The organism is Citrobacter sp. KTE30 (assembly GCF_000398825.1).
GTDB classification, from domain to species: Bacteria; Pseudomonadota; Gammaproteobacteria; order Enterobacterales; family Enterobacteriaceae; genus Citrobacter; species Citrobacter freundii.
Genome location: NZ_KB976055.1, coordinates 186588 through 211592 on the forward strand (window position 1 = coordinate 186588; position 25005 = coordinate 211592).

Annotated in this window: 21 protein-coding genes and 3 tRNA genes; 20 read left to right on the forward strand and 4 right to left on the reverse strand. The window is 52.1% G+C overall.

Features of this window, described 5'->3' with window-relative positions; all coding sequences use genetic code 11:
- The first annotated feature begins 140 nt into the window (after positions 1-140).
- From epmA to WC1_RS21720, 4 genes are all read left to right on the forward strand, one after another.
- Complete coding sequence (epmA, locus tag WC1_RS21735) at positions 141-1118, forward strand: elongation factor P--(R)-beta-lysine ligase (RefSeq protein ID WP_016149440.1); 978 nt, start codon at positions 141-143, stop codon at positions 1116-1118.
- A 214-nt stretch (positions 1119-1332) separates the two neighbouring features.
- Positions 1333-2835: a glutamate/gamma-aminobutyrate family transporter YjeM gene (gene yjeM, locus WC1_RS21730; RefSeq protein ID WP_016149441.1), complete on the forward strand. Its 1503-nt coding sequence runs from the start codon at positions 1333-1335 to the stop codon at positions 2833-2835.
- Between the two features lie 212 nt (positions 2836-3047).
- Complete coding sequence (locus tag WC1_RS21725; RefSeq protein ID WP_016149442.1) at positions 3048-3758, forward strand: hypothetical protein; 711 nt, start codon at positions 3048-3050, stop codon at positions 3756-3758.
- Positions 3758-4072, forward strand: coding sequence for a YjeO family protein (locus tag WC1_RS21720; RefSeq protein WP_016149443.1), 315 nt, complete (start codon positions 3758-3760; stop codon positions 4070-4072). Before WC1_RS21725 ends, WC1_RS21720 begins: the two co-directional genes overlap by 1 nt.
- A gap of 57 nt (positions 4073-4129) precedes the next feature.
- Here the strand turns inward: WC1_RS21720 and mscM are convergent, their stop codons facing one another.
- From mscM to rsgA, 3 genes are all read right to left on the reverse strand, one after another.
- Positions 4130-7444 carry a miniconductance mechanosensitive channel MscM gene (gene mscM, locus WC1_RS21715; RefSeq protein ID WP_003839472.1) on the reverse strand — a complete coding sequence of 1105 codons (3315 nt, stop codon included), beginning with the start codon at positions 7442-7444 and terminating at the stop codon, positions 4130-4132.
- A 17-nt stretch (positions 7445-7461) separates the two neighbouring features.
- The gene (asd, locus tag WC1_RS21710) at positions 7462-8430 is read right to left on the reverse strand and encodes an archaetidylserine decarboxylase (RefSeq protein WP_003839474.1); all 969 of its coding nucleotides are present in this window, start codon (positions 8428-8430) and stop codon (positions 7462-7464) included.
- A gap of 92 nt (positions 8431-8522) precedes the next feature.
- Entirely contained in the window at positions 8523-9575 is a 1053-nt protein-coding gene (gene rsgA, locus WC1_RS21705) for a small ribosomal subunit biogenesis GTPase RsgA (RefSeq protein WP_003025561.1), read from the reverse strand.
- 105 nt (positions 9576-9680) lie between these two features.
- On the opposite strand from rsgA, the gene orn reads away from it, so the two are divergent.
- The 4 genes from orn to WC1_RS21685 all read left to right on the forward strand — a co-directional run bounded on the left by orn (position 9681) and on the right by WC1_RS21685 (position 10831).
- The gene (gene orn, locus WC1_RS21700; protein WP_003839477.1) at positions 9681-10226 is read left to right on the forward strand and encodes an oligoribonuclease; all 546 of its coding nucleotides are present in this window, start codon (positions 9681-9683) and stop codon (positions 10224-10226) included.
- Between the two features lie 185 nt (positions 10227-10411).
- Positions 10412-10487: transfer RNA gene (locus WC1_RS21695), tRNA-Gly, on the forward strand.
- Between the two features lie 37 nt (positions 10488-10524).
- Positions 10525-10600 (forward strand) — tRNA-Gly (locus WC1_RS21690).
- A gap of 155 nt (positions 10601-10755) precedes the next feature.
- Positions 10756-10831, forward strand: a tRNA-Gly gene (locus WC1_RS21685).
- Between the two features lie 269 nt (positions 10832-11100).
- On the opposite strand, the gene queG is transcribed toward WC1_RS21685, so the two are convergent.
- Positions 11101-12240 (reverse strand): tRNA epoxyqueuosine(34) reductase QueG, encoded by a 1140-nt coding sequence (gene queG / locus WC1_RS21680; RefSeq protein ID WP_016149444.1) that lies wholly within the window; start codon positions 12238-12240, stop codon positions 11101-11103.
- Between queG and nnr the strand changes: the two genes are divergently transcribed.
- From nnr to nsrR, 12 genes are all read left to right on the forward strand, one after another.
- Entirely contained in the window at positions 12239-13786 is a 1548-nt protein-coding gene (gene nnr / locus WC1_RS21675; RefSeq protein ID WP_032947889.1) for a bifunctional ADP-dependent NAD(P)H-hydrate dehydratase/NAD(P)H-hydrate epimerase, read from the forward strand. The two genes, queG and nnr, sit on opposite strands and share 2 nt — an antisense overlap.
- The gene (gene tsaE, locus WC1_RS21670; RefSeq protein ID WP_003025570.1) at positions 13758-14219 is read left to right on the forward strand and encodes a tRNA (adenosine(37)-N6)-threonylcarbamoyltransferase complex ATPase subunit type 1 TsaE; all 462 of its coding nucleotides are present in this window, start codon (positions 13758-13760) and stop codon (positions 14217-14219) included. The genes nnr and tsaE overlap by 29 nt, the downstream gene beginning before the upstream one ends.
- Positions 14220-14235: 16 nt before the next feature.
- Positions 14236-15567, forward strand: coding sequence for an N-acetylmuramoyl-L-alanine amidase AmiB (amiB, locus tag WC1_RS21665; RefSeq protein ID WP_016149446.1), 1332 nt, complete (start codon positions 14236-14238; stop codon positions 15565-15567).
- Positions 15568-15576: 9 nt separating this feature from the next.
- Positions 15577-17442 carry a DNA mismatch repair endonuclease MutL gene (gene mutL, locus WC1_RS21660; protein ID WP_003839484.1) on the forward strand — a complete coding sequence of 622 codons (1866 nt, stop codon included), beginning with the start codon at positions 15577-15579 and terminating at the stop codon, positions 17440-17442.
- The gene (miaA, locus tag WC1_RS21655; RefSeq protein ID WP_016149447.1) at positions 17435-18385 is read left to right on the forward strand and encodes a tRNA (adenosine(37)-N6)-dimethylallyltransferase MiaA; all 951 of its coding nucleotides are present in this window, start codon (positions 17435-17437) and stop codon (positions 18383-18385) included. Before mutL ends, miaA begins: the two co-directional genes overlap by 8 nt.
- Before the next feature lie 84 nt (positions 18386-18469).
- Positions 18470-18778, forward strand: a complete 309-nt coding sequence (gene hfq, locus WC1_RS21650) for an RNA chaperone Hfq (protein ID WP_003025584.1) — start codon at positions 18470-18472, stop codon at positions 18776-18778.
- Positions 18779-18852: 74 nt separating this feature from the next.
- A complete protein-coding gene (gene hflX / locus WC1_RS21645; protein ID WP_003025589.1) occupies positions 18853-20133 on the forward strand; it encodes a ribosome rescue GTPase HflX in 1281 nt (426 codons plus the stop codon).
- 189 nt (positions 20134-20322) lie between these two features.
- Positions 20323-21576 (forward strand): FtsH protease activity modulator HflK, encoded by a 1254-nt coding sequence (gene hflK, locus WC1_RS21640; RefSeq protein ID WP_003025593.1) that lies wholly within the window; start codon positions 20323-20325, stop codon positions 21574-21576.
- A 2-nt stretch (positions 21577-21578) separates the two neighbouring features.
- Positions 21579-22583, forward strand: a complete 1005-nt coding sequence (gene hflC, locus WC1_RS21635; protein ID WP_003025595.1) for a protease modulator HflC — start codon at positions 21579-21581, stop codon at positions 22581-22583.
- An 82-nt stretch (positions 22584-22665) separates the two neighbouring features.
- A complete protein-coding gene (locus tag WC1_RS21630; RefSeq protein WP_003025602.1) occupies positions 22666-22863 on the forward strand; it encodes a DUF2065 domain-containing protein in 198 nt (65 codons plus the stop codon).
- Between the two features lie 102 nt (positions 22864-22965).
- Positions 22966-24264 (forward strand): adenylosuccinate synthase, encoded by a 1299-nt coding sequence (gene purA / locus WC1_RS21625; RefSeq protein WP_003025606.1) that lies wholly within the window; start codon positions 22966-22968, stop codon positions 24262-24264.
- A 216-nt stretch (positions 24265-24480) separates the two neighbouring features.
- Complete coding sequence (gene nsrR / locus WC1_RS21620; protein ID WP_003025609.1) at positions 24481-24906, forward strand: nitric oxide-sensing transcriptional repressor NsrR; 426 nt, start codon at positions 24481-24483, stop codon at positions 24904-24906.
- The last annotated feature ends 99 nt before the right edge of the window (positions 24907-25005 follow it).

A 25005-nucleotide genomic window follows, 5' to 3' on the forward strand; every position in this document is an offset into this window, starting at 1 on the left:
TTTGATTAATTTAATTACTAAACCACCCTATGTCGCTTTTTTTATCCAATTGCCGGTGCTGATTACTGCTGCCTGAAATTTGTCTCGTTAGCGCGATACGAGTAGACTTCGTGCCCTTGTCATAAATCGGAGAAACAACCATGAGCGAAACGGCAACCTGGCAGCCGAGCGCGTCCATCCCCAATCTGTTAAAACGTGCAGCAATTATAGCGGAGATTCGCCGCTTTTTTGCCGATCGTGGCGTGCTTGAGGTTGAGACCCCTTGTATGAGTCAGGCAACGGTAACGGACATCCATCTGTTCCCGTTCGAAACGCGTTTCGTTGGCCCTGGACACTCCCAGGGGATGAATCTCTATTTAATGACCAGCCCTGAATACCATATGAAGCGCCTGCTGGTGGCAGGGTGCGGCCCGGTGTATCAACTGTGCCGCAGCTTCCGTAATGAAGAGATGGGGCGCCATCATAACCCTGAATTCACCATGCTTGAGTGGTATCGTCCGCACTACGATATGTATCGCCTGATGAATGAGGTGGATGATTTGCTTCAGCAGGTGCTGGACTGTTCGCCTGCGGAAAGCCTCTCTTACCAGCAAGCCTTCCAGCGTCATCTGGAGATAGACCCGCTGTCTGCGGATAAAACCCAACTGCGGGAAGTGGCGGCGAAATTGGATCTCAGCAATATTGCCGATACCGAAGAAGACCGGGACACCTTACTGCAACTGCTGTTTACGATGGGCGTTGAGCCGCATATTGGTAAAGACAAACCGACGTTTGTGTATCATTTCCCGGCCAGCCAGGCATCACTGGCGCAAATCAGTACCGAAGATCACCGCGTGGCTGAACGTTTCGAGGTTTATTACAAAGGTATTGAGCTGGCAAATGGTTTCCATGAATTGACCGACGCGCGTGAACAACAGCAGCGGTTTGAACAGGATAACCGCAAACGTGCCACACGAGGCTTACCGCAGCAACCTATCGATACCAACCTGCTGGAAGCGCTGAAAGTAGGCATGCCGGATTGCTCAGGCGTGGCGCTGGGTGTTGACCGTCTGGTGATGCTGGCGCTGGGCGCAGAAAGCCTGGCTGAGGTTATCGCATTTACCGTCGATCGCGCATAACTTACCCTTCCGCAATACAAAGTGGCGGCTTAATCGCCACTTTGTAGCATATTTTTTCATTTCCCCTCTAATAGCCACAATTTACATCTGGATATTTGATATCGTTTAGGTATCAATTCTGTGTTGATTTTTTTATCGCTGAACTCTGCAAAGAGAGCAGTGCCAACCGGTGAGCGGCGTTTGCTAAACGCTTGCCAGAGTAAGGGATGGTTTAATGACCCAAACAATAAAAAAGATGAGCCTGCCAGGTCTCATTCTCATGATATTTACGTCAGTTTTCGGTTTTGCTAATAGCCCCTCCGCATTCTATTTAATGGGGTATAGTGCAATACCGTGGTATATATTTTCTGCATTATTATTCTTTATTCCATTTGCTTTAATGATGGCGGAAATGGGTTCTGCCTATCGGAAAGAAGAGGGTGGAATCTATTCGTGGATGAATAATAGCGTTGGACCGCGCTATGCCTTTATCGGCACGTTTATGTGGTTTTCTTCTTATGTGATATGGATGGTAAGTACTGCGGCGAAAGTCTGGGTACCTTTTTCAACCTTCTTGTTTGGCGCAGACATGACGCAGCACTGGCGTATTGCAGGGCTTGAGCCTACGCAGGTTGTCGGGTTGCTCGCCGTCGGCTGGATGATTCTGGTGACCTGCGTGGCATCCCGGGGTATTAATAAGATTGCGCGTATTACGGCAGTAGGCGGAATTGCTGTAATGTGTCTTAATTTAGTTCTGTTGTTAGTGAGTGTCGCTATTTTGTTATTAACTGGTGGCCACTTTGCACAGGATATTAATTTTATCTCCTCACCTAATCCCGGATATCAGTCCGGGCTGGCAATGTTGTCATTTGTTGTGTTTGCCATTTTTGCTTATGGCGGAATTGAAGCTGTAGGGGGACTGGTTGATAAAACAGAAAAACCAGAAAAGAACTTTGCTAAAGGCATTGTTTTTGCCGCTATTGTCATTTCTGTTGGTTATTCACTGGCCATCTTTTTATGGGGCGTTAGCACCAACTGGCAGCAGGTATTAAGCAATAGCTCGGTCAACCTCGGCAATATTACTTATATCCTGATGAAGAGCCTCGGGATGACGTTGGGTAATGCGCTGCATCTTTCCCCTGAGACCGCGATGGTGATGGGCGTATGGTTTGCACGTATTACCGGGCTTTCCATGTTCCTTGCCTATACCGGCGCTTTTTTCACCCTCAGCTACTCACCGCTGAAAGCGATTATTCAGGGCACGCCGAAAGCGTTGTGGCCCGCGCCGATGACCAAACTGAATGCCGTAGGGATGCCGACGACGGCAATGTGGTTACAGTGCCTGCTGGTGAGCCTGTTTATCCTGTTGGTTTCATTTGGTGGCGATACGGCTTCAGCGTTCTATAACAAACTGACGCTGATGGCGAACGTATCCATGACGCTGCCGTATCTGTTCCTGGCGCTGGCGTTTCCGTTCTTTAAAGCCCGTCCGGGTCTGGAAAGACCGTTTGTTGTCTTTAAAACCCGAGCGGCGACGCTGCTGGCAACGGGTGTGGTCGTTCTGGTGGTGACGTTTGCCAACGTGTTCACCATCATCCAGCCGGTAATTGAAGCCGGGGACTGGAACAGTGCCTTGTGGATGACCGGCGGCCCGATCTTCTTCTCGCTGCTGGCGATGGCGATTTATCAGAACTACAGCCGTCGTATGGCGAAACTGCCGCAGTTGGCGACGGAGTAATCAAATTTATATTTAATCCGGCTCTCAGTCTACTCTGTAAGCCGGATTAACATTTTTATTTATAATAAGCATTTATGTTTTGTATGCTTTGTATTTTTATATAAAATCATTGTGTTCTTTGGTGATTATTTTTTTGTTTGCTCCATCACAAATTGTTTTATTTGCTGATAGTATTGTGTCTAAATTCAAGCGCTGATTTAAGTGAGGGGAGAATGAGTAACCTTATATTTTGCCAGGTTGATGAATTAGGTTTTCCTAAATGGAATGGTGTTGATTATTTTAGATGGCATTATCTTCCTTCTAACTGGACGTTCAGTACGGGGACGGCACATTTATGGTTATATAAAACATCTTGGTTGATTTACCATCGCGATATGCTTCGGCAATATGCCAGAGAGGCTCAAATACCTTTATTGTTACTTGCCGGTGTTGCGGCTGCTGAGGTTGGCGGAATGCCAGAAAGATTTAAACCAGTGGTGCTACAAATTAAAAAAATCCTGGAGGCTGTTTCAAAGAGAGGAGGCAATACCTACTCAAACTCTACTTCAGTAGGTTCTGTCGCTATACAATTAGGGGTTGCCGCCAGAACTATGGGAATCCGACCAGATCTTTTATCATCCTTTGAGCAGTTCCAACTTTCCCAGTGCTTACTAAACGACCGTTTCAACGTTAGAGTGGTAGCCTTTCATTTACGAGACCTTATACATTATGATTATCCTGACATAGGTGATACCACAAACTTAACCGATGAGCAGATAATTGTTGTAGGATCCAGATACAACCGCGGCACCGAAAGAAATAAGCAAGACATCATTGATTCCATTACAGCACCTATTGGATCTCATCAGAGAGAATACAGTGAATATGGTCGGCGTATTCTTGAAAAGAAAATCGCCTTAATGAAAATAATGAAAGGTCTATAATGAGCTGGAAATCATTTGTTCTTAACTTTATCTGGTTTGTTATAAGCATATTTTGGATAGATATGTTATCTGTTCAAGACAAAGAGTGGTTTATCGATGGTAGAGGAATTAATAATATTTGTGATGTGATGACATACCTTGAAAATGATGATATTCGCCCAGTTGGTGTTATAATGACCTTACCATTATTCATTCCATATATTTATGCTGTTATTCGGAAGAGGCAGCGCTCTCTTTGGCAATATTCTGTTATTGCTACAATGGTCTTCTACTGGCTATGGCGTTTTTTTATCCGATATCAGATTTGCTTCTGATAGTTTCGGGAAGAAATCAGCCACAAAAAGTGGCCGATGTAGAATGCACTTTCCGGTTTATAGGCTTCCCGCCGGACGGCTGCCTCTTCCTGCAGAACTTAATGTTCTCCCTGTTTGCTTACCGCCGAGGCTCTCCAGACGCATCTGGAACGGTGGGAATGGCATATCAATACCATGCTCGCGGAAGCCTGCCAGAATCAGCTGGTGGATTTCATGGCGCAGCGGCATGCGATGCCCCATTTCAGCGGCATAAATACGCAGTTCGAAGATTTGAATTCCTTGTTGCAGGTCAACCAGGAAGACTTCTGGCGCCGGGTTATCGATAACCAGCGAGCAACGATGTGCGGCAGTCAGCAGGATCTGCGTAACCTCCTCGCTGTTAGCCTCCGACGGTGCCGGGATGGTTAACACCACACGGGTAACCGAATCGGATAGCGACCAGTTGATAAACTGTTCGGTGATAAAGGCTTTGTTGGGTACGATGATCTCTTTGCGGTCCCAGTCGCTGATAGTGGTGGCACGGGTATTAATTTTCGTCACGCTACCGGTGAGATCGCGAATTGTAACCGTGTCGCCAATGCGGATTGGCTTTTCAAACAGGATAATCAGGCCGGAAATAAAGTTGGCGAAGATCTCCTGCAAACCAAAGCCCAGACCGACACCGAGAGCCGCCACCAGCCATTGCAGTTTGGACCACTCAATACCGATCATCGAGAAGCCCACCAGGCCGCCAATCAGCATCAGAAGATACTTAGTGATAGTGGTGATGGCGTAACCGGTGCCGGGGGTTAAATCCAGATGTTGCAGTAGCGCCAGCTCCAGCAACGCGGGTAGGTTGCGCACTAGCTGGGTGGTGATGATAAACACCAGAATAGCAATGAGCACCGCGCCCAGCGTTATCGGTTCTAAGCTTTCCACGCCCTGCACCGTGGAGGTGACATCCCACAACGAGATGTTTTCCAGGAAGCCGAAAGCGGAATGAATTTCTGACCACAGCACAATGACCGAGAGCAGGGCGATAAGCATCAGAATAGAACGTACCAGGCGCAGCGATTGCGCGCTGATTGCATCCAGATCCACTTCGCTTTCATCTACATCGATCGTACCTTCAAGGCTGGTTGAATGAGGTGGTTCCTCTTCGCCCCGCGCACGTTGCGCCAGCATTTCGGCGCGTCGATGTTTGGCGCGGTCAAACGCAAGGCGGCGGCGCTGAATTAGCATCCAGCGGCGGATGACGTGATACACCACCAGTAATAAGAACCAAATCGCCACAGATGTTTCCAGGCGTGCCAGCAGGGCTTGCGATGTGGCGAGATAACCCACTGCCGCAGCGAGAATGGCAATCAGCGGCGCGCCCATCAGCATATTCCACAGCATACTATTGACCATGTTATCGCTGTTGCCCTCTTTATCGAGGTACAGCGGTATCCCGGCGCGTTTCAGGCTCAGGGTCACGACCGCCAGCGCACCGCAAATCAGAATAAAGCACAGACGTCCCAGTGAGGCGGAGAATTCCCGGTCATTGAGATTATCAAACATAATCACCGCCATGATCAGCGGGACAATCAGTCCGATGCTCATCAGGTAGTAGTGCATGGCTTTCGCGACGCGGTTACGTGGCCAGCCAAAGTGGGCAATGAACAGACCGTTGGGACGCGCAAAGGTGGCGCAAATCATTACCGCCCATAGCATAGGCACCGTGGCGGTAACGCCATCGCCGATAGCAACAGCCAGCGGGTAAGGCCAGGCTTCCTGCAACCCGTAACCGAGCGTTGCCCATAACACCGGCAACGGAGAAGCGACGAGTATTGACCAGAATACCGTGCGTATTGTCAGCCAGAAATGGTCCTGGGTGACTTTCCCGACTCGCGCGGACGAGCGTTCAAGGAAACGGGTGAAGTGCTTGCGCGAAGAGAGGCTAAAGCCAACCAGCACCAACGCCGCGAACAGCGGCAATAGTGTTTCTTTGCTGGTCAGCATCATGACGCTGGCTTTACCCAACTGATTAAACGTATCTAATGAGATCAAACGCCGCAGATCCTGAACGATGTCGACAGGCCAAGAGAGCGAGATGGGACTGACGTCTGACGTCCAGAACAGATAGCGGTGCGTTGCTTCGTTGACCTCTTTTAGCGCATCTTCCAGTTGGCTGTTGGAGACTTTGAGCTTGGTCAGCTCAAGGATCAGCGTATCGCCGCCCTGTAACAATGAGTTCAGCAGCTCGCGCTGGGTGCGTAGCTGGGCGTTGAGAATACTGCTCTGTTCAGCGGTCAGCGGTTGTCCATCGGCCTGATGAATTTGACGCAGCTGCGGCTGTTTGTTGAGGAGATCCTCATAGCGCATACGGTGCACGCGAAGCTGCGCCATTTCGGTATCCAACTGCTGGGGCTTGGGCATTTCCGGCAGACGGGATACCTGCGCGCGCAGCGCTTCTCCCAGCATATTTGAAACCCCAAGCCACTGAGACTGCTCTCGCAGCGTATTCAAGGCCTGGCGGACCTGCAGCGTTTGGCTGGCAGCCTGACGCTGCTGCGAGGCGACCAGGTCCATACGTTGCGCCTGTTGGTTCAAGGCCTGAGACAGCTCGCGGTTAACCTTGAACTGATCGACAATACCTTCCGGCAGTCCCGCGCTGTTTTCCGCCAGCAGTTCGGTACTTTCCAGCGCTCGCTCTGCTTCGCGCTGACGCTGACTGTTGAGTTGATTGCGCAAAGCCTGCAGGTAAGTGTCGAGTTGTTGACTCTGCTTTTCTGCCAGTTCGGAGCGCATACGCGCCAGTTCCTGACGGTTATTGGCGGAAAGCTGTGCCAGCTCCAGTTCATCGACCAGGGCTTTAAGTTTGGCGGATTCAGCTTGCATCGCCTGATTCTGCGCGGAATTGCCGTTGGCGGTACCAATGCGGCGCTCAAGCTCATTGAGCTGGCGGCGGGCATCGGTTTGCTGTTGAGGAAGCTGGCTTAACGAGTCGGCGATTTCCCGGGCGCGATCCTGCTCCTGCTGGGCCTGACGACTCTTTTCCAACAGTTGGCTGCTAACCTGGAGGATCTCCTGGTTTAATGCATCGGTAGAGAGCCCGGTTGGTACATTGCGCGGTTCATCGCGCAGGTTACTAAGCTGTGCGCGTAACGTTGCGGACAGCTTGGGGAAGTTATCAATAACCTGCTGATATTGCTGTGCGCGCTCGAGAGAGCCTTTCCGCTCCTCAAGGGCATTCAGCGCGGACTGGAGCGCCTCGACGGTTTCTGGCTGAGCGGGTTTTGCCGCTTTTGCCTGCTCCAGTTCCTGGGTGAGTTGTTTGGCATCGGGGGCCGTCGCAGCGTACGCCCCCAGGCTGAGGCACCAGGCCATCAGAAAAGTGATAATCAGGCGCACAGCAGCGATTCCTATGTTTAACTTTCGTCTTTTTTGTCGTCAACCAGCGGGCTGGCGTCGTGTTCTGCTTCGATCTCTTCTTTCGTCAGCGGGGTCGGTTCTGCCTCTGGCGTCACGAAAGTCTCGGTCGAGATGGCCATTGGTTGGCCGATTTTGGTCACGGAAAGATCCTGCAACTGCTCAACCAGGTTAACTTTGCCAGGTGCGAACAGGTTGATGACGGTGGAACCGAGCTTAAAGCGACCCATTTCCTGACCTTTCAACAGCGCTACCGACCCTTCGCTTTCGCCTTCCGGCCAGGTCCAGCGCTTGATGACGCCTTCACGCGGTGGAGTAATGGTGCCAGCCCATGTGGTTTCAATGCTGCCGACGATAGTCGCGCCGACCAGAATCTGCACCATCGGACCAAATTCGGTATCAAACAAACAGATTACGCGTTCGTTGCGGGCAAACAGGTTCGGTACGTTTTGCGCAGTCAGGATGTTTACAGAGAAGAGATCGCCCGGCACATACATCATTTCACGCAGGATACCGTTACACGGCATGTGTACACGGTGGTAATCGCGTGGAGACAAGTAAGTGGTTACAAACGTACCGTTGCGGAATTTGTCCGCCATCTGATAGTTGCCAGCCAACAGTGCTTCAAGGGTATAGCTGTGCCCTTTAGCCTGCAGCAATTTGTCTTCTTCAATGTTGCCTAACTGGTTGATCACGCCGTCAGCGGGCATGACCAGTACGTTTGGATCGGTATTAATTGGGCGAGCATCGTCGCGCAGCGGGCGAACAAAGAAGTCGTTAAAGGTGCGATAGCTGGCGGTGTCCGGCTTTTGCGCCTCTTTCATATCGACCTTGTAATATTTCACGAACAGATCGATAACCAATTTGGTCAGCCATCCCGCTCGTTTGCTCGCACCCCAACCCGCCAGGCGAGTGAGCCATAGTTTCGGCAGAATGTATTGTAGCGAAAGCTTAAATGAGTTTAACAAGGTAGCCTCCAGGCCATAATTTGTTCCCGATCCGGCATGTGGACCGGATCCTGAAAAAAGGGGGACGATTCTAGCGATGCTTAGCTTAGTTGTCAGTTGTCTGTATCAGAAAAGTTTTTACGCGTTTTTACCTGCGCCATGCTTTCCAGGATGCGGTGATAATTTTCAAACCGGGTTTCGGCTATGGCCCCTTTTTCTACAGCCTCACGGATAGCGCAGCCTGGATCGGTATCATGCTTGCAGTCGCGGTATTTGCAATGGCCCAGGTAGTCATGAAATTCGACAAAGCCATGCGTGATTTGTTCCGGCTCCAGATGCCACAGTCCGAACTCACGTACGCCAGGGGAGTCGATAACGTCGCCGCCGTGCGGGAAGTGATACAGGCGAGAGGCCGTGGTAGTGTGCTGTCCAAGACCGGAGTTGTCGGAGACATCGTTGGTCAGGATCTCTTCCTGCAGGCCGAGAAGATTATTGAGCAGGCTGGATTTACCTACGCCCGACTGACCGGCAAAAATGCTGATGCGATCGGTTAATGCTTCTTCAAGTGGTTTCAGGCCGTCTTTAGTACGGCTGGATACCATCAACACCCGATAGCCAATGTCGCGATAGATATCCATCTGTTCGTTAACGAAGGCCATGCCTTCATCATCAAGCAGATCGATCTTATTCAGTACGATAATTGGTTCAACATGTAGCGTTTCGCAGGCTACCAGATATCGGTCGATAATATTGAGTGACAGCTCGGGTAAGATGGCTGAGACAATAACGATCTGGTCGATGTTGGCGGCAATAGGTTTTACCCCGTCGTAAAAGTCGGGACGTGTCAGTACCGAGGTACGATCGTGTACCGCTTCAACGATACCTTTGACATTCACGCCTTCAGCCGCCGCTTTACCCGGGCGCCAGACTACGCGATCGCCAGTAACCAGCGAGCGAATTGTACGGCGGATGTTGCAGCGGTGAATTTCACCGTCAGCAGACTCTACGTCGGCATGCATGCCAAAACGGCTGATAACGATGCCTTCAGCGGTTTCGCCAAAGAGGTTGTCGTCGTAGTCGGGCTTCTCCGTGGACGTTTTAAGACGACGCTGGTGATTGGCGTTCACACGGCGCTGTTGGCCTTTGGAGAGTTTATTCTTACTCAATCGGACTGGCTCCTGGTCGCCCATGATGGGCAAAACATTTATGATACACACAATTTTAGATCAATGTAGTCACACTGAATGTGACGCTGAAGGGTGGAAAATAGCATGAGTGCCAATGAAAACAACCTGATTTGGATCGATCTGGAGATGACAGGTCTGGATCCCGAGCGCGATCGCATTATTGAGATCGCCACGCTGGTGACGGATGCCAACCTGAATATTCTGGCAGAAGGACCGACAATTGCGGTGCACCAGTCCGACGAACAACTGGCATTAATGGATGACTGGAACGTACGTACGCACACCGGTAGCGGGCTGGTGGAACGTGTGAAGGCGAGCACCATGGGCGATCGTGAAGCAGAACTGGCCACGCTGGCTTTTTTGAAAGAGTGGGTTCCGGAAGGGAAATCACCTATCTGTGGCAACAGCATCGGCCAGGATCGTCGTTTCCTGTTTAAATACATGCCGGAGCTGGAGGCGTATTTCCATTATCGCTATCTGGACGTCAGCACGCTCAAAGAACTGGCGCGTCGTTGGAAGCCGGAAATCCTGGCTGGCTTCACCAAGCAGGGAACGCATCAGGCGATGGACGACATTCGTGAATCTGTTGCTGAGCTTGCTTACTATCGCGAACATTTTATTAAGCTTTGATTTTGTTCTCCGGTGGCTTGCGTCACCGGCTTTTTGACGCTAAATTGTTCAGCTTGATTGCAAAGTAATCACTTGAACGAATTTTCGAAAAAAACGTATTCAAGGGGGTTGCAGCTAAACGGATTTCTCGTATAATGCGCCTCCCGTAACGACGCAGAAATGCGAATTACGACAGCAACAAATTTGCGGGAATAGCTCAGTTGGTAGAGCACGACCTTGCCAAGGTCGGGGTCGCGAGTTCGAGTCTCGTTTCCCGCTCCAAAATTTGAAAGTGCTTATTAAGCACAGACGCACCCAAGCGGGAATAGCTCAGTTGGTAGAGCACGACCTTGCCAAGGTCGGGGTCGCGAGTTCGAGTCTCGTTTCCCGCTCCAAAATTTGAAAGTGCTTATAAGCACAGACCACCAATCGCAGGATTTCGAATTGCGACAAGGCGGCAACTGAATGAGTCCTTAGGAGCTTACTGAAGTAAGTGACTCAGGCGAATGAAGGCAGCCAACGCAGTAGCGGTTCGAAAGACGAAGATTATGCGGGAATAGCTCAGTTGGTAGAGCACGACCTTGCCAAGGTCGGGGTCGCGAGTTCGAGTCTCGTTTCCCGCTCCAAATTCTTACCTCAATAAAAATATCCACAACGAATAATCGCGTTGGGGACGTTTTGTTTCGTCATTGACATACTCTTGTAAACAGACTTATCCACAGGTTCGGGTATTATTCCTGGAATGCAAAAAGCTTCGCCGGGTAAATAGTATCATTTTAACTAATTGAAATTATTGACTTAATTATCATTTCAAATTGTTAATGCGATCACTTGACGATTTTTTCCTTCTTGAATATCAATGTGTTTTTATTTTTATACACAAGCTGTGGATGACTTAAGCGTCGCGCGGCAGACCCTTCTCAATGACCCTGACCAAACGTTGTTTCTTCGGTAGCTGCACCTCAACTACGCAGGCATTTCGCTTCTCGATTTGCTGAGCAACCGCCCAGTCTATGTGTTCGTCGAGAAGTGGGTGCTCACCTCTGCGACTTTCCAGCGCGAGAATAACAGCGTCATTCCAGGGAGCATTACCCAACGCAACGGCGATATTTCGCAGCCAGCGCAGGTGGCCAATACGACGAATGGCAGACCCCTCCGTGACTTTTAAAAACCACGCTTCGCTCCAGCTAAACAGCTCTATTAACTCCGGAGCATGAAGCTGCTTGCGCGGGTTGAAGTCATCCTCTGTCGTCAACTGTGAATAGCGGTTCCACGGGCAAATGAGCTGGCAATCATCGCAGCCGTAAATTCGATTCCCCAACAATGGACGAAACTCTTCCGGTATCGGGCCTTCCAGTTCGATAGTGAGATAAGAGATACAGCGGCGCGCATCTACGGTGTAGGGTTCAACGATGGCCCCGGTGGGACAGATTGTCATGCAGGCGACGCATTTCCCGCATCCTTCTTCTGCTGGTTGGTCGACCGGCAAGGGTAAATCGATCAGTAATTCCCCGAGGAAGAAAAATGAACCGGCTTCGCGATTGAGGATTAGTGAGTGCTTACCTGTCCAGCCAAGCCCGGCTTTTTCCGCCAAAGGACGCTCAAGAATGGGCGCAGAATCGATAAAAGGTCTAAAATTCAGCGAAACGCAGTGCTGTTGAATCATCTCTCCCAGCTTTTTTAAGCGGTTACGTAGCAGCTTATGGTAGTCGCGGCCAAGCGCGTAACGGCTGACGTAACCCAGAGAAGGGTTCTTCAACGTGCTGGCAAAGGCCGCTTTGGCAGGAAGATAGTTCATACGTACGCTGATGACACGTAGCGTACCGGGCAATAATTCGTGGGGGCGGGCGCGCATCATGCCGTGACGGGCCATCCAGTCCATCTCGCCGTGGTATTGTTTATCCAGCCAGGCCTGCAGTTTGGGCTCTGCTTCGCTGAGGTCGGTATCGGCAATACCGACCTGCTGAAAGCCAAGCTCCAGCCCCCACTGCTTAATATTTTGCGCTAACTGATTGAGATCGAGGGGCTCTGACATGACGGACCATACAATGAAGAAAAACCCCGCAAGTATACCACACTCCATCTGGCACGCCGATGATATCAGGCGGATGGAGCGAGAGGCGGCAGACAGTTTAGGGCTGACGTTGTATGAGCTGATGCAACGGGCGGGAGAGGCGGCGTTTCAGGTCACCCGTGAGGCTTACCCGAACGCCCAACACTGGCTGGTGCTATGTGGTCACGGCAACAACGGCGGTGATGGTTATGTGGTGGCAAGACTTGCCAAAGCGCAGGGTTTTAATGTTACGTTGCTGGCGCACGAGAGTGATAAACCGCTCCCCGAGGAAGCGCAGCAGGCGCACGACGCCTGGCTTAACGCCGGTGGCGTTATTCATGCTGCTGATATTAACTGGCCAGACAGCGTGGACGTCATTATCGACGCGCTGTCAGGTACTGGCTTAAAAAACGCGCCGCGTGAACCTCTCCCGGCGTTGATCGAACGTGCCAATAGCCACCCAGCCCCTACAATTGCAATCGACATTCCCTCTGGCCTGCTTGCGCAGACGGGGGCGACGCCGGGGGCAGTCATCAACGCTGCGCATACCGTTACCTTTATTGCGCTCAAGCCAGGTCTGCTCACCGGTAAAGCACGCGATGTCACCGGACGTCTGCATGTTAACGCACTCGGGCTGGACGACTGGCTGGCGGGGCAGAACGCGCCGCTGCAACGTTTTGATGCTCAACAGCTTGCGCACTGGCTAACGCCGCGTCGGCCCACCTCACACAAAGGCTCCCACGGTCGGCTGGTGATTATCGGCGGCGACCACGGCACGGCAGGTGCAATACGTATGGCCGGTGAAGCGGCGTTGCGTGCGGGAGCCGGGCTGGTCAAAGTATTGACGCGCAGTGAGAACATTGCACCTGTTCTGACTGCCAGACCAGAACTGATGGTCGATGCGCTGACGCCGCAGACTCTGGAAGAGAGCCTGGCATGGGCGGATGTTGTGGTGATAGGACCAGGGCTTGGTCAGCAGGAGTGGGGCAAAAAAGCGCTGCAAAAAGTGGAGAATTTTCGCAAACCGATGCTCTGGGATGCGGATGCGCTGAACCTGCTGGCAATCAACCCCGATAAACGTCACAATCGCGTGATCACGCCGCATCCAGGTGAAGCCGCGCGACTGCTGGGCTGTTCCATTGCAGAAATTGAAGACGATCGCTTACTTTGTGCACAACGTCTGGTAAAACGGTACGGAGGTGTGGTAGTGCTGAAAGGCGCGGGTACGGTTGTTGCTGCTGAACAAGCTGAGTTAGGTATTATTGATACTGGCAATGCAGGGATGGCCAGCGGCGGAATGGGGGATGTGCTTTCCGGTATTATTGGCGCATTGCTCGGACAGAAGCTTACCCCGTATGATGCAGCATGTGCGGGATGTGTTGCGCACGGAGCGGCGGCGGATGTGCTGGCGGCGCGTTTTGGTACGCGCGGCATGCTGGCGACAGATCTCTTTACCACGCTACAGCGTATTGTTAACCCTGATGTGATTGACGTTTATCATGATGAATCGAGTAATTCCACTACCTGATGAGCAGGCAACTTTAGACCTGGGACTGCGGGTAGCCAAAGCCTGTGACGGCGCGACGGTTATATATTTGTACGGCGACCTGGGGGCGGGTAAAACCACTTTCAGCCGGGGATTTCTGCAGGCGTTAGGTCATAAAGGTAATGTAAAAAGCCCCACCTACACGCTGGTTGAACCCTATTCACTCGATAACTTGATGGTATATCACTTCGATTTATACCGACTTGCGGACCCGGAGGAGCTGGAATTTATGGGGATCCGCGATTATTTTGCCAATGATGCCATCTGCCTGGTGGAATGGCCGCAACAAGGTAAAGGTGTACTGCCAGACCCGGACGTCGAAATACACATTGAATATCAGGCGCAAGGTCGAGAGGCGCGCGTAAGCGCAGTCTCCTCATCGGGTGAATTATTGCTGGCGCGTTTAGCCGAATAACCTTAAGGGTGGCGGGATGATTTATCGCATCAGAAACTGGCTGATGGCAACCCTGGTCCTGCTGTGCGCGCAGGCAGGGGCCGCCAGCCTCTCCGATCTTCAGGTTTCCAATGGCAATCAACAGGCGCGGATTACGCTGAGCTTTATTGGCGAGCCTGAATACGCCGTGAGCCAGGACGGGAAACGCACCGTCGCGCTGGATATAAAACAAACCGGAGTGATTCAGGGATTACCGCTGCTGTTTAGCGGCAATAATCTGGTGAAATCTATCCGCTCCGGCACGCCAAAAGATGCGCAGTCCTTGCGTCTGGTGGTGGATTTAACCGAGAACGGCAAGGCCGAAGCCGTTAAACGCCAGAACGGCGGCAATTATACCGTTGTGTTTACCATCAAAGCGGATGCGCCACCGCCGCCGCCTCCACCTCCAGTGGTTGTTAAGCGTGTTGAAACGCCGGTTGTCGCCCCTCGTCCTGCCGAGCCTGCGCGTAACCCGTTTAAAGCAGAGAACGATCGCACCACGATGGTGACCAACAGTAATACCTCCACACGACCTGCGGCGCGCGCCAGCACCGGCAGCGGTGAAAAAGTGGTTATTGCCATTGATGCCGGACACGGCGGGCAGGATCCGGGGGCGATTGGCCCTGGCGGCACGCGTGAGAAAAACGTCACGATTGCCGTGGCGCGTAAACTGCGCAGCTTGCTCAATGATGACCCAATGTTTAAAGGCGTACTCACCCGTGATGGCGATTACTTTATCTCGGTGATGGGGCGTTCAGACGTCGCACGTAAACAAAACGCCAATTTCCTGGTTTCTATTCACGCGGATGCCGCGCCAAACCGTGATGCCACAGGTGCTTCCGTTTGGGTGTTGTCGAACCGTCGGGCGAACAGTGAGATGGCCGGCTGGCTGGAACAGCATGAAAAACAATCGGAGCTGTTGGGCGGCGCGGGCGATGTGCTGGCAAACAGCCAGTCCGATCCTTATCTCAGCCAGGCCGTACTGGATCTGCAGTTCGGTCATTCGCAGCGCGTCGGGTATGATGTGGCGACCAGCATGATCGGCCAGTTAGAACGTATTGGTTCGATGCATAAGCGCCGTCCGGAACACGCCAGTCTTGGCGTACTGCGTTCGCCTGATATCCCGTCTGTGCTGGTTGAAACCGGCTTTATCAGTAACAACAGCGAAGAACGTCTGTTGGCGAGCGATGATTACCAGCAGCAACTGGCTGAGGCGATATACAAAGGATTGCGTAACTATTTCCAGGCGCACCCGATGCAAACCGGACCGCAGGGCGCGCCGGCGCAAACCGCCAGCGCCATATCGCCGGGTAACACGTTAACAAATTAAGGATTAGCCATGCCGATTCAGGTTCTACCGCCACAGCTGGCGAACCAGATTGCCGCAGGCGAGGTGGTAGAACGGCCTGCGTCAGTGGTGAAAGAGCTGGTGGAAAACAGCATCGATGCCGGTGCGACGCGCATTGATATCGATATTGAGCGCGGCGGCGCGAAGCTTATCCGTATTCGTGACAACGGCTGCGGGATTAAAAAAGACGAGCTGGCGCTGGCGCTGGCGCGTCATGCCACCAGTAAAATAGCCTCGCTTGACGATCTTGAGGCCATCGTTAGCCTCGGATTTCGTGGCGAAGCGCTGGCAAGTATCAGCTCCGTGTCTCGTTTAACCCTGACGTCGCGCACACAAGAGCAGCCTGAGGCCTGGCAAGCCTATGCTGAAGGGCGCGACATGGATGTGACGGTAAAACCTGCTGCGCATCCAGTGGGAACCACACTGGAGGTGTTAGATCTGTTCTACAACACCCCGGCGCGGCGCAAATTTATGCGCACCGAGAAAACTGAATTTAATCATATCGACGAGATTATTCGCCGCATTGCGCTGGCGCGTTTTGATGTGACGATTAATTTGTCTCACAACGGCAAAGTGGTGCGTCAGTACCGGGCAGTGGCCGCGGATGGGCAGAAAGAGCGCCGGCTGGGCGCGATTTGCGGCACGCCGTTTCTGGAGCATGCGCTGGCGATTGAATGGCAGCATGGTGATTTGACGCTGCGCGGCTGGGTGGCCGATCCTAACCACACAACGGCGGCACTGGCAGAAATACAGTACTGTTATGTGAATGGTCGGATGATGCGAGATCGGCTGATCAACCATGCTATCCGCCAGGCCTGTGAAGATAAGCTGGGAGCCGATCAACAACCCGCTTTTGTGCTGTATCTGGAAATCGATCCGCATCAAGTGGATGTCAACGTACACCCAGCTAAACATGAGGTCCGTTTCCATCAATCCCGCCTGGTGCACGATTTTATTTACCAGGGCGTGTTGAGCGTCCTGCAACAGCAGCTTGAAACGCCGCTGCCGTTGGCTGATGACGACGAACCCGCTCCAAGGCACATTCCGGAAAACCGCGTTGCTGCCGGACGTAACCATTTTGCCGAGCCGGCTCCCGCGCGTGAACCTGCGACACCGCAGTACTCAGCTGTCGCTGGAAACGGCAGTAGTGGCGCAGGCCGTCAGGCGGGGGCCAGTTGGCCTCATGCCCAACCCGGATACCAAAAGCAGCAGGGCGAAATTTATCAGAAACTGATGCAGACGCCGGCTCCAACGCGTAAAACGCCGGTCTCTGAAACATCATCGGTACCTCTGAGTGGCAGTAGTCAGGGCTTTGGCCGGGTGCTAACGATTGTCGGTGCAGACTGCGCGTTACTCGAGTGCGATGGCCATATTCGGTTGCTGGCATTACCGGTGGCTGAGCGTTGGCTGCGTCAGGCGCAATTAACGCCGGACCAGGGGACCGTTTGCGCCCAGCCGTTGCTGATCCCTTTACGTTTAAAAGTCAACGCCGATGAAAAAGCGGCGCTGCAAAAAGGACAGAGCCAACTGGCTGAGCTGGGCATTGAATTTCAACTGGATGCGCAGCATGTGACCATCCGGGCGGTGCCTTTACCCTTACGCCAACAAAATTTACAAATCTTGATTCCTGAACTGATAGGCTACCTGGCGCAGCAATCCGTATTCGAGCCGGGCAATATTGCGCAGTGGATCGCACGTAACCTGATTAGCGAGCATCCACAGTGGAGTATGGCACAGGCGATTACGCTGTTAGCGGATGTTGAGCGGCTCTGCCCACAACTCGTGAAGGCACCGCCGGGCGGTCTGTTACAACCTGTTGATTTACATTCGGTAATGAATGCCCTGAAACATGAGTGATACCCGTAAGGCGAGCCTGCCAAAGGCGATTTTTTTGATGGGGCCAACGGCCTCCGGTAAAACGGCACTCGCAATTGAATTGCGTAAAGTTTTGCCCATAGAGTTGATAAGCGTTGATTCCGCCCTTATTTACAAGGGGATGGATATCGGTACAGCCAAGCCCGATGCAGATGAATTACAGGCCGCGCCGCACCGATTACTGGATATTCGCGATCCGTCGCAAGCGTACTCCGCTGCGGATTTTCGTCGCGATGCGTTAGCCGAGATGGCCGACATCACCGCCGCGGGGCGTATCCCGTTGCTGGTGGGCGGCACAATGTTATATTTCAAAGCCTTGCTTGAAGGGCTGTCGCCGTTACCGTCGGCGGACCCGGAAGTCAGGGCCAGAATTGAGCAGCAGGCGGCAGAGCAGGGTTGGGACGCGTTACACCGACAGCTTCAGGACATCGATCCGGTGGCTGCGGCGCGTATTCATCCAAATGATCCGCAAAGACTTTCCCGGGCACTGGAAGTTTTTTTCATTTCGGGTAAAACTTTAACGGAGCTGACGCAAACGTCAGGAGATGCTTTGCCGTATCAGGTGCATCAGTTTGCAATCGCCCCGGCGAGCCGTGAACTGCTCCATCAGCGAATTGAGCAGCGTTTTCATCAGATGTTAGCTTCAGGTTTTGAAGCAGAAGTCCGGGCGCTTTTTGCCCGTGGAGATTTGCATACGGATTTGCCTTCCATTCGTTGTGTAGGGTATCGCCAGATGTGGTCATACATTGAAGGTGAAATTTCATACGATGAAATGGTTTATAGAGGTGTTTGCGCCACGAGGCAGTTGGCGAAGCGACAGGTAACCTGGTTGCGTGGTTGGGAAGGGGTGCACTGGCTTGACAGTGAAAAGCCTGACCTGGCGCGAAACGAAGTATTACAGGTTGTTGGTGCTATCGCGAACTGAATGTGTACAATTGAAACGTATCGTGCGCAATTTTTCAGAATCGAAAGGTTCAAAGTACAAATAAGCATATAAGGAAAAGAGAGAATGGCTAAGGGGCAATCTTTACAAGATCCGTTCCTGAACGCACTGCGTCGGGAACGTGTTCCAGTTTCTATTTATTTGGTGAATGGTATTAAGCTGCAAGGTCAAATCGAGTCTTTTGATCAGTTCGTGATCCTGTTGAAAAACACGGTCAGCCAGATGGTTTATAAGCACGCGATTTCTACTGTTGTCCCGTCTCGTCCGGTTTCTCATCACAGCAATAATGCCACCGGCGGCACTGGCAGCAACTACCATCACGGTAGCAACGCGCAAGGTTCATCTGCGCAACAGGACAGCGAAGAAACCGAATAAGGTTATTAGCTGTTTTACATACGGGGAGCCAGCGATCCTGCGTTCCCCGTTGATTTATATTAAGGGGTTGACGCTTGTTTGACCGTTATGATGCCGGTGAGCAGGCGGTACTGGTACACATCTATTTTTCGCAAGACAAAGATATGGAAGACCTCCAGGAGTTTGAATCTCTGGTTTCTTCCGCCGGTGTCGAAGCAATGCAGGTGATTACCGGGAGCCGTAAAGCACCGCACCCGAAGTATTTTGTTGGTGAAGGTAAGGCAATCGAAATTGCCGAAGCCGTAAAAGCGACTGGCGCTGCGGTGGTGATTTTTGATCATGCTCTGAGCCCCGCCCAGGAACGTAACCTGGAACAGTTGTGCCAGTGTCTTGTAATCGACAGGACCGGTCTTATTTTAGATATTTTTGCCCAGCGTGCGCGCACCCATGAGGGTAAGTTGCAGGTTGAGCTGGCGCAGTTGCGCCATATGGCTACGCGTCTGGTCCGTGGCTGGACCCACCTTGAAAGGCAAAAGGGCGGGATTGGTTTGCGTGGTCCGGGTGAAACCCAGCTCGAAACCGACCGTCGTTTGCTGCGTAATCGCATTTTGCAAATACAGTCGCGCCTGGAAAAAGTTGAAAAGCAACGTGAGCAGGGGCGGCAGTCGCGCAAGAAAGCGGATGTCCCAACCGTATCACTGGTGGGATATACCAACGCCGGAAAATCCACCCTGTTCAACCAGATCACCGAAGCCCGGGTTTATGCAGCGGACCAGCTGTTTGCGACCCTGGACCCAACGCTGCGCCGCATAGACGTGGCGGACGTGGGGGAGACCGTGCTGGCGGATACCGTAGGGTTTATCCGCCATTTGCCGCACGACCTGGTGGCGGCATTTAAAGCCACCTTGCAGGAAACACGTCAGGCGACATTGCTGCTGCACGTTATTGATGCTGCAGATTTTCGTGTGCAGGAAAACATCGAGGCAGTCGACACGGTGCTCGAAGAGATCGATGCGCATGAGATCCCGACCCTGCTGGTGATGAATAAAATCGATATGTTGGATGACTTTGAGCCGCGTATCGATAGAGATGAAGAGAATAAACCCATTCGCGTTTGGGTATCAGCGCAAACGGGGATTGGTATACCACAACTTTTTCAGGCTTTGACTGAGCGACTTTCCGGTGAGGTGGCGCAGCATACGTTGCGTTTGCCGCCGCAGGAAGGGCGTTTGAGAAGCCGGTTTTATCAACTTCAGGCAATAGAAAAAGAGTGGATGGAGGAAGACGGCAGCGTAGGTCTGCAGGTTCGTATGCCGATCGTAGACTGGCGTCGCCTCTGTAAACAAGAACCGGCACTGGAAGACTATGTTGTCTGATCTGACGGATATGGCCTGAAGATTTTTTCGCCTCTATACCTTGTGGATTTTGTGCGGCAGGAAGGCGGCAAGTCCTGAAATCTCCAGGAGCATAGTCAACTATGTGACTGGAGTTGAGGGACGCAGCCAACGCATCGGCAGCGCAAAAGACGCAGGTATAGCATCGCATAACAAATATGGAGCACAAAAATGGCGTGGAATCAGCCCGGTAATAACGGACAAGACCGCGACCCCTGGGGAAGCAGCAAACCTGGCGGCAACCCTGAGGGAAATGGAAACAAAGGTGGTCGCGAGCAGGGACCTCCCGATCTGGACGATATCTTCCGCAAACTGAGTAAAAAGCTCGGTGGTCTGGGTGGCGGTAAAGGTACTGGTTCTGGCGGCGGTAGTTCATCGCAAGGCCCGCGTCCGCAACTGGGCGGGCGAGTCTTTACTATCGCAGCGGCCGCCATCGTCATTATCTGGGCGGCTAGCGGTTTCTATACCATTAAAGAAGCGGAACGTGGCGTGGTGACACGCTTCGGTAAATTCAGCCATTTGGTTGAACCGGGTCTGAACTGGAAACCGACCTTTATCGATGAAGTGACACCGGTCAACGTTGAAGCCGTGCGTGAACTTGCCGCATCCGGCGTTATGCTGACCTCTGACGAAAACGTCGTACGCGTCGAAATGAACGTACAGTACCGCGTGACCGATCCGCAGCGTTACCTGTTTAGCGTAACCAGTGCGGATGACAGTCTGCGTCAGGCAACTGACAGCGCCCTGCGTGGGGTTATCGGTAAATACACCATGGACCGTATCCTGACCGAAGGGCGTACCGTTATTCGTAGCGATACCCAGCGGGAACTGGAAGAAACAATCCGTCCGTACAACATGGGTATCACCTTGCTGGACGTCAACTTCCAGGCAGCACGTCCGCCGGAAGAAGTAAAAGCCGCGTTTGACGATGCTATCGCAGCACGTGAAAACGAACAGCAGTACATTCGTGAAGCAGAAGCGTACACCAACGAAGTTCAGCCGCGTGCAAACGGTCAGGCTCAGCGTATTCTGGAAGAAGCGCGTGCGTATAAGACTCAGACCATCCTGGAAGCACAGGGTGAAGTGGCTCGCTTCGCAAAAATTCTGCCGGAATATAAAGCCGCACCGCAAATTACCCGCGAGCGTCTGTATATCGAAACCATGGAAAAAGTGCTGAGCAATACCCGCAAAGTCCTGGTTAACGATAAAGGCAGCAATCTGATGGTTCTGCCGCTGGATCAAATGCTGAAAGGTGGTAGTGCGCCAGCAGCAAAGACTGACAGCAGTTCAAACCTGTTGCGTCTGCCGCCAGCAACGACTTCCAGCACTGGAGCAAGCAATACATCGTCCACCAGTCAGGGCGATATTATGGACCAACGCCGCGCGAATGCGCAGCGTAACGACTACCAGCGTCAGGGGGAATAACGATGCGTAAGTCAGTTATTGCGATTATCATCATCGTTCTGGTAGTTCTGTTCATGTCTGTCTTTGTGGTCAAAGAAGGCGAGCGCGGCATTACTCTGCGCTTTGGTAAAGTTCTGCGTGACGATGAAAACAAGCCGCTGGTCGTTGCACCAGGCCTGCACTTCAAGATTCCGTTTATTGAATCTGTGAAGATGCTCGATGCGCGTATTCAGACCATGGACAACCAGGCCGATCGCTTTGTTACCAAAGAGAAGAAAGACCTGATTGTTGACTCCTACATCAAGTGGCGCATCAGTGACTTTAGCCGTTACTACCTGGCAACGGGCGGTGGCGATGTTTCTCAGGCGGAAGTCCTGCTGAAACGCAAGTTCTCTGACCGTCTGCGTTCTGAAATTGGTCGTCTGGACGTGAAGGACATCGTTACCGATTCCCGCGGTCGTCTGACCCTGGAAGTTCGTGACGCGCTGAACTCCGGTTCTGCTGGCACGGAAGATGAAGTGGCGACTCCGGCAGCAGATAGCGCGATTGCCGAAGCGGCTGAACGTGTTCAGGCTGAAACGAACGGTAAAGTACCGGTCATCAACCCGAACAGTATGGCGGCATTGGGCATCGAAGTGGTTGACGTGCGTATTAAGCAAATCAACCTGCCTGCTGAAGTGTCCGAGGCTATCTACAACCGTATGCGCGCTGAGCGTGAAGCGGTAGCACGTCGCCATCGTTCACAAGGCCAGGAAGAGGCGGAAAAACTGCGTGCAACGGCGGACTATGAAGTCACTAAAACGCTGGCAGAATCTGAGCGTCAGGGCCGTATCATGCGCGGTGAAGGCGATGCAGAAGCCGCTAAGCTGTTTGCCGATGCGTTTAGTCAGGATCCTGACTTCTACGCCTTCATCCGTAGCCTGCGTGCTTACGAGAAGAGCTTCGAAGGCAACCAGGACGTGATGGTCATGAGTCCGGACAGCGATTTCTTCCGCTACATGAAGACACCGAGTTCCGCGACACGCTAATCGCGTTCCAGCGGTTTTAAAGCAGCAAAACCACCGGCATCTCCAGGGATGCGGTGGTTTTCTTTTTATATAAGGGCGATGGATGAATTCAACAATTTTGCTGGCGCTCGCGCTGGTTTTGGTGCTGGAAGGGCTGGGTCCGATGCTTTATCCCAGCGCATGGAAGAAAATGATCTCTGCAATGGCGCAACTTCCCGAAAATATTTTGCGTCGTTTTGGTGGCGGTCTTGTGGTTGCGGGCGTTGTGGTCTACTACATGTTGAGGAAAACGATTGGCTGATTAATTAGTAGACTAATTTGCGGATTTTCGCATGCAAAAAGTGCTGTATATCTGAAAAAGCGGTGGTAGAATCCATTTTTAAGCAAACGGTGATTTTGAAAAATGGGTAACAACGTCGTCGTACTGGGCACCCAATGGGGTGACGAAGGTAAAGGGAAGATCGTCGATCTTCTGACTGAACGGGCTAAATATGTTGTGCGCTACCAGGGTGGTCACAACGCAGGCCATACTCTCGTAATCAACGGTGAAAAAACCGTCCTCCATCTTATTCCATCAGGTATTCTTCGCGAGAATGTCATCAGCATCATCGGTAACGGTGTTGTTCTGTCTCCGTCCGCGCTGATGAAAGAAATGAAAGGACTGGAAGATCGTGGTATCCCGGTTCGCGAGCGCCTGCTGCTGTCTGAAGCTTGTCCGCTGATCCTTGATTATCACGTTGCGTTGGATAACGCTCGTGAGAAAGCGCGTGGCGAGAAAGCGATCGGTACTACCGGTCGTGGTATCGGTCCGGCTTATGAAGACAAAGTAGCTCGTCGCGGTCTGCGTGTTGGCGATCTGTTTGATAAAGCAACCTTCGCTGAAAAACTGAAAGAAGTGATGGAATATCACAACTTCCAGCTGGTGAATTTCTATAAAGTTGAAGCAGTTGACTACCAGAAAGTGCTGGATGATGTGATGGCTATCGCCGACATCCTGACCTCGATGGTTGTTGATGTTTCCGATCTGCTGGACCAGGCGCGTAAGCGTGGCGATTTCGTCATGTTTGAAGGTGCGCAGGGTACGCTGCTGGATATCGACCACGGCACCTATCCGTACGTAACGTCCTCCAACACCACCGCAGGTGGCGTGGCAACCGGCTCTGGCCTGGGCCCACGTTATGTGGACTACGTTCTGGGTATCATCAAAGCTTACTCTACTCGTGTAGGTGCGGGTCCGTTCCCGACTGAACTGTTTGATGACGTTGGCGAGTTCCTGTGCAAACAAGGTAACGAGTATGGCGCGACCACCGGTCGTCGTCGTCGTACCGGCTGGCTGGACTCCGTTGCTGTACGCCGTGCAGTACAGATTAACTCCCTGTCTGGCTTCTGCCTGACCAAACTGGACGTACTGGACGGTTTGAAAGAAGTGAAAATCTGTGTCGCTTACCGTATGCCGGATGGCCGTGAAGTAACGACTACTCCGCTGGCAGCAGACGACTGGAAAGGTATCGAGCCGATTTACGAAACCATGCCGGGCTGGTCTGAATCTACCTTCGGCGTGAAGGAACGTAGCGGTCTGCCGCAGGCTGCACTGAACTACATCAAGCGTATTGAAGAACTGACCGGTGTGCCGATTGATATTATCTCAACTGGCCCAGACCGTACTGAAACCATGATCCTGCGCGACCCGTTCGACGCATAATTCTGGTTATAGCGTGGCGTCGAATGGCGCTGCGCTTGCAATATCTCAAGCCGGATAAGGTGCTTTGCATCAGAATCCGGCTTAAAATCACGTAAGTTCCTCGCTTTTTTCCTTCCCGAACTGAAATAAATTAGCGACCTGGCTGGTGGCTGGTTTATCATCAATATAATTAATACCACCAGGTTTATCCGTTTTATCCCTTTTCCTGAGGTTGATGTGCAGTTAACAAGTTTCACCGATTACGGATTACGTGCGCTAATCTACATGGCGTCACTTCCCGAAGGACGTATGACCAGTATTTCTGAGGTGACAGAAGTCTACGGCGTGTCCCGTAATCATATGGTCAAAATAATCAATCAACTTAGCCGGGCGGGCTTTGTTACTGCTATTCGAGGAAAAAATGGCGGTATCCGCTTGGGTAAACCCGCTAAGGATATTGGTATTGGTGATGTGGTTCGCGAGCTGGAACCCTTATCGTTGGTCAATTGTAGCAGCGAGTTTTGCCACATTACCCCAGCCTGTCGACTCAAACAGGCGCTTTCTAAGGCAGTGCAAAGTTTTCTCACGGAGCTGGACAACTACACACTTGCTGATTTGGTTGAAGAGAATCAACCGCTTTATAAATTATTGCTGGTGGAATAATGAAGTCCAAAGTATTTCGCGTCGCATCGCGGCGGCAACTGAGCGAGTCGCCAGGAGCTTACAAAAGTAAGTTACTGGTGGGAGCAAAGGCAGCCAACA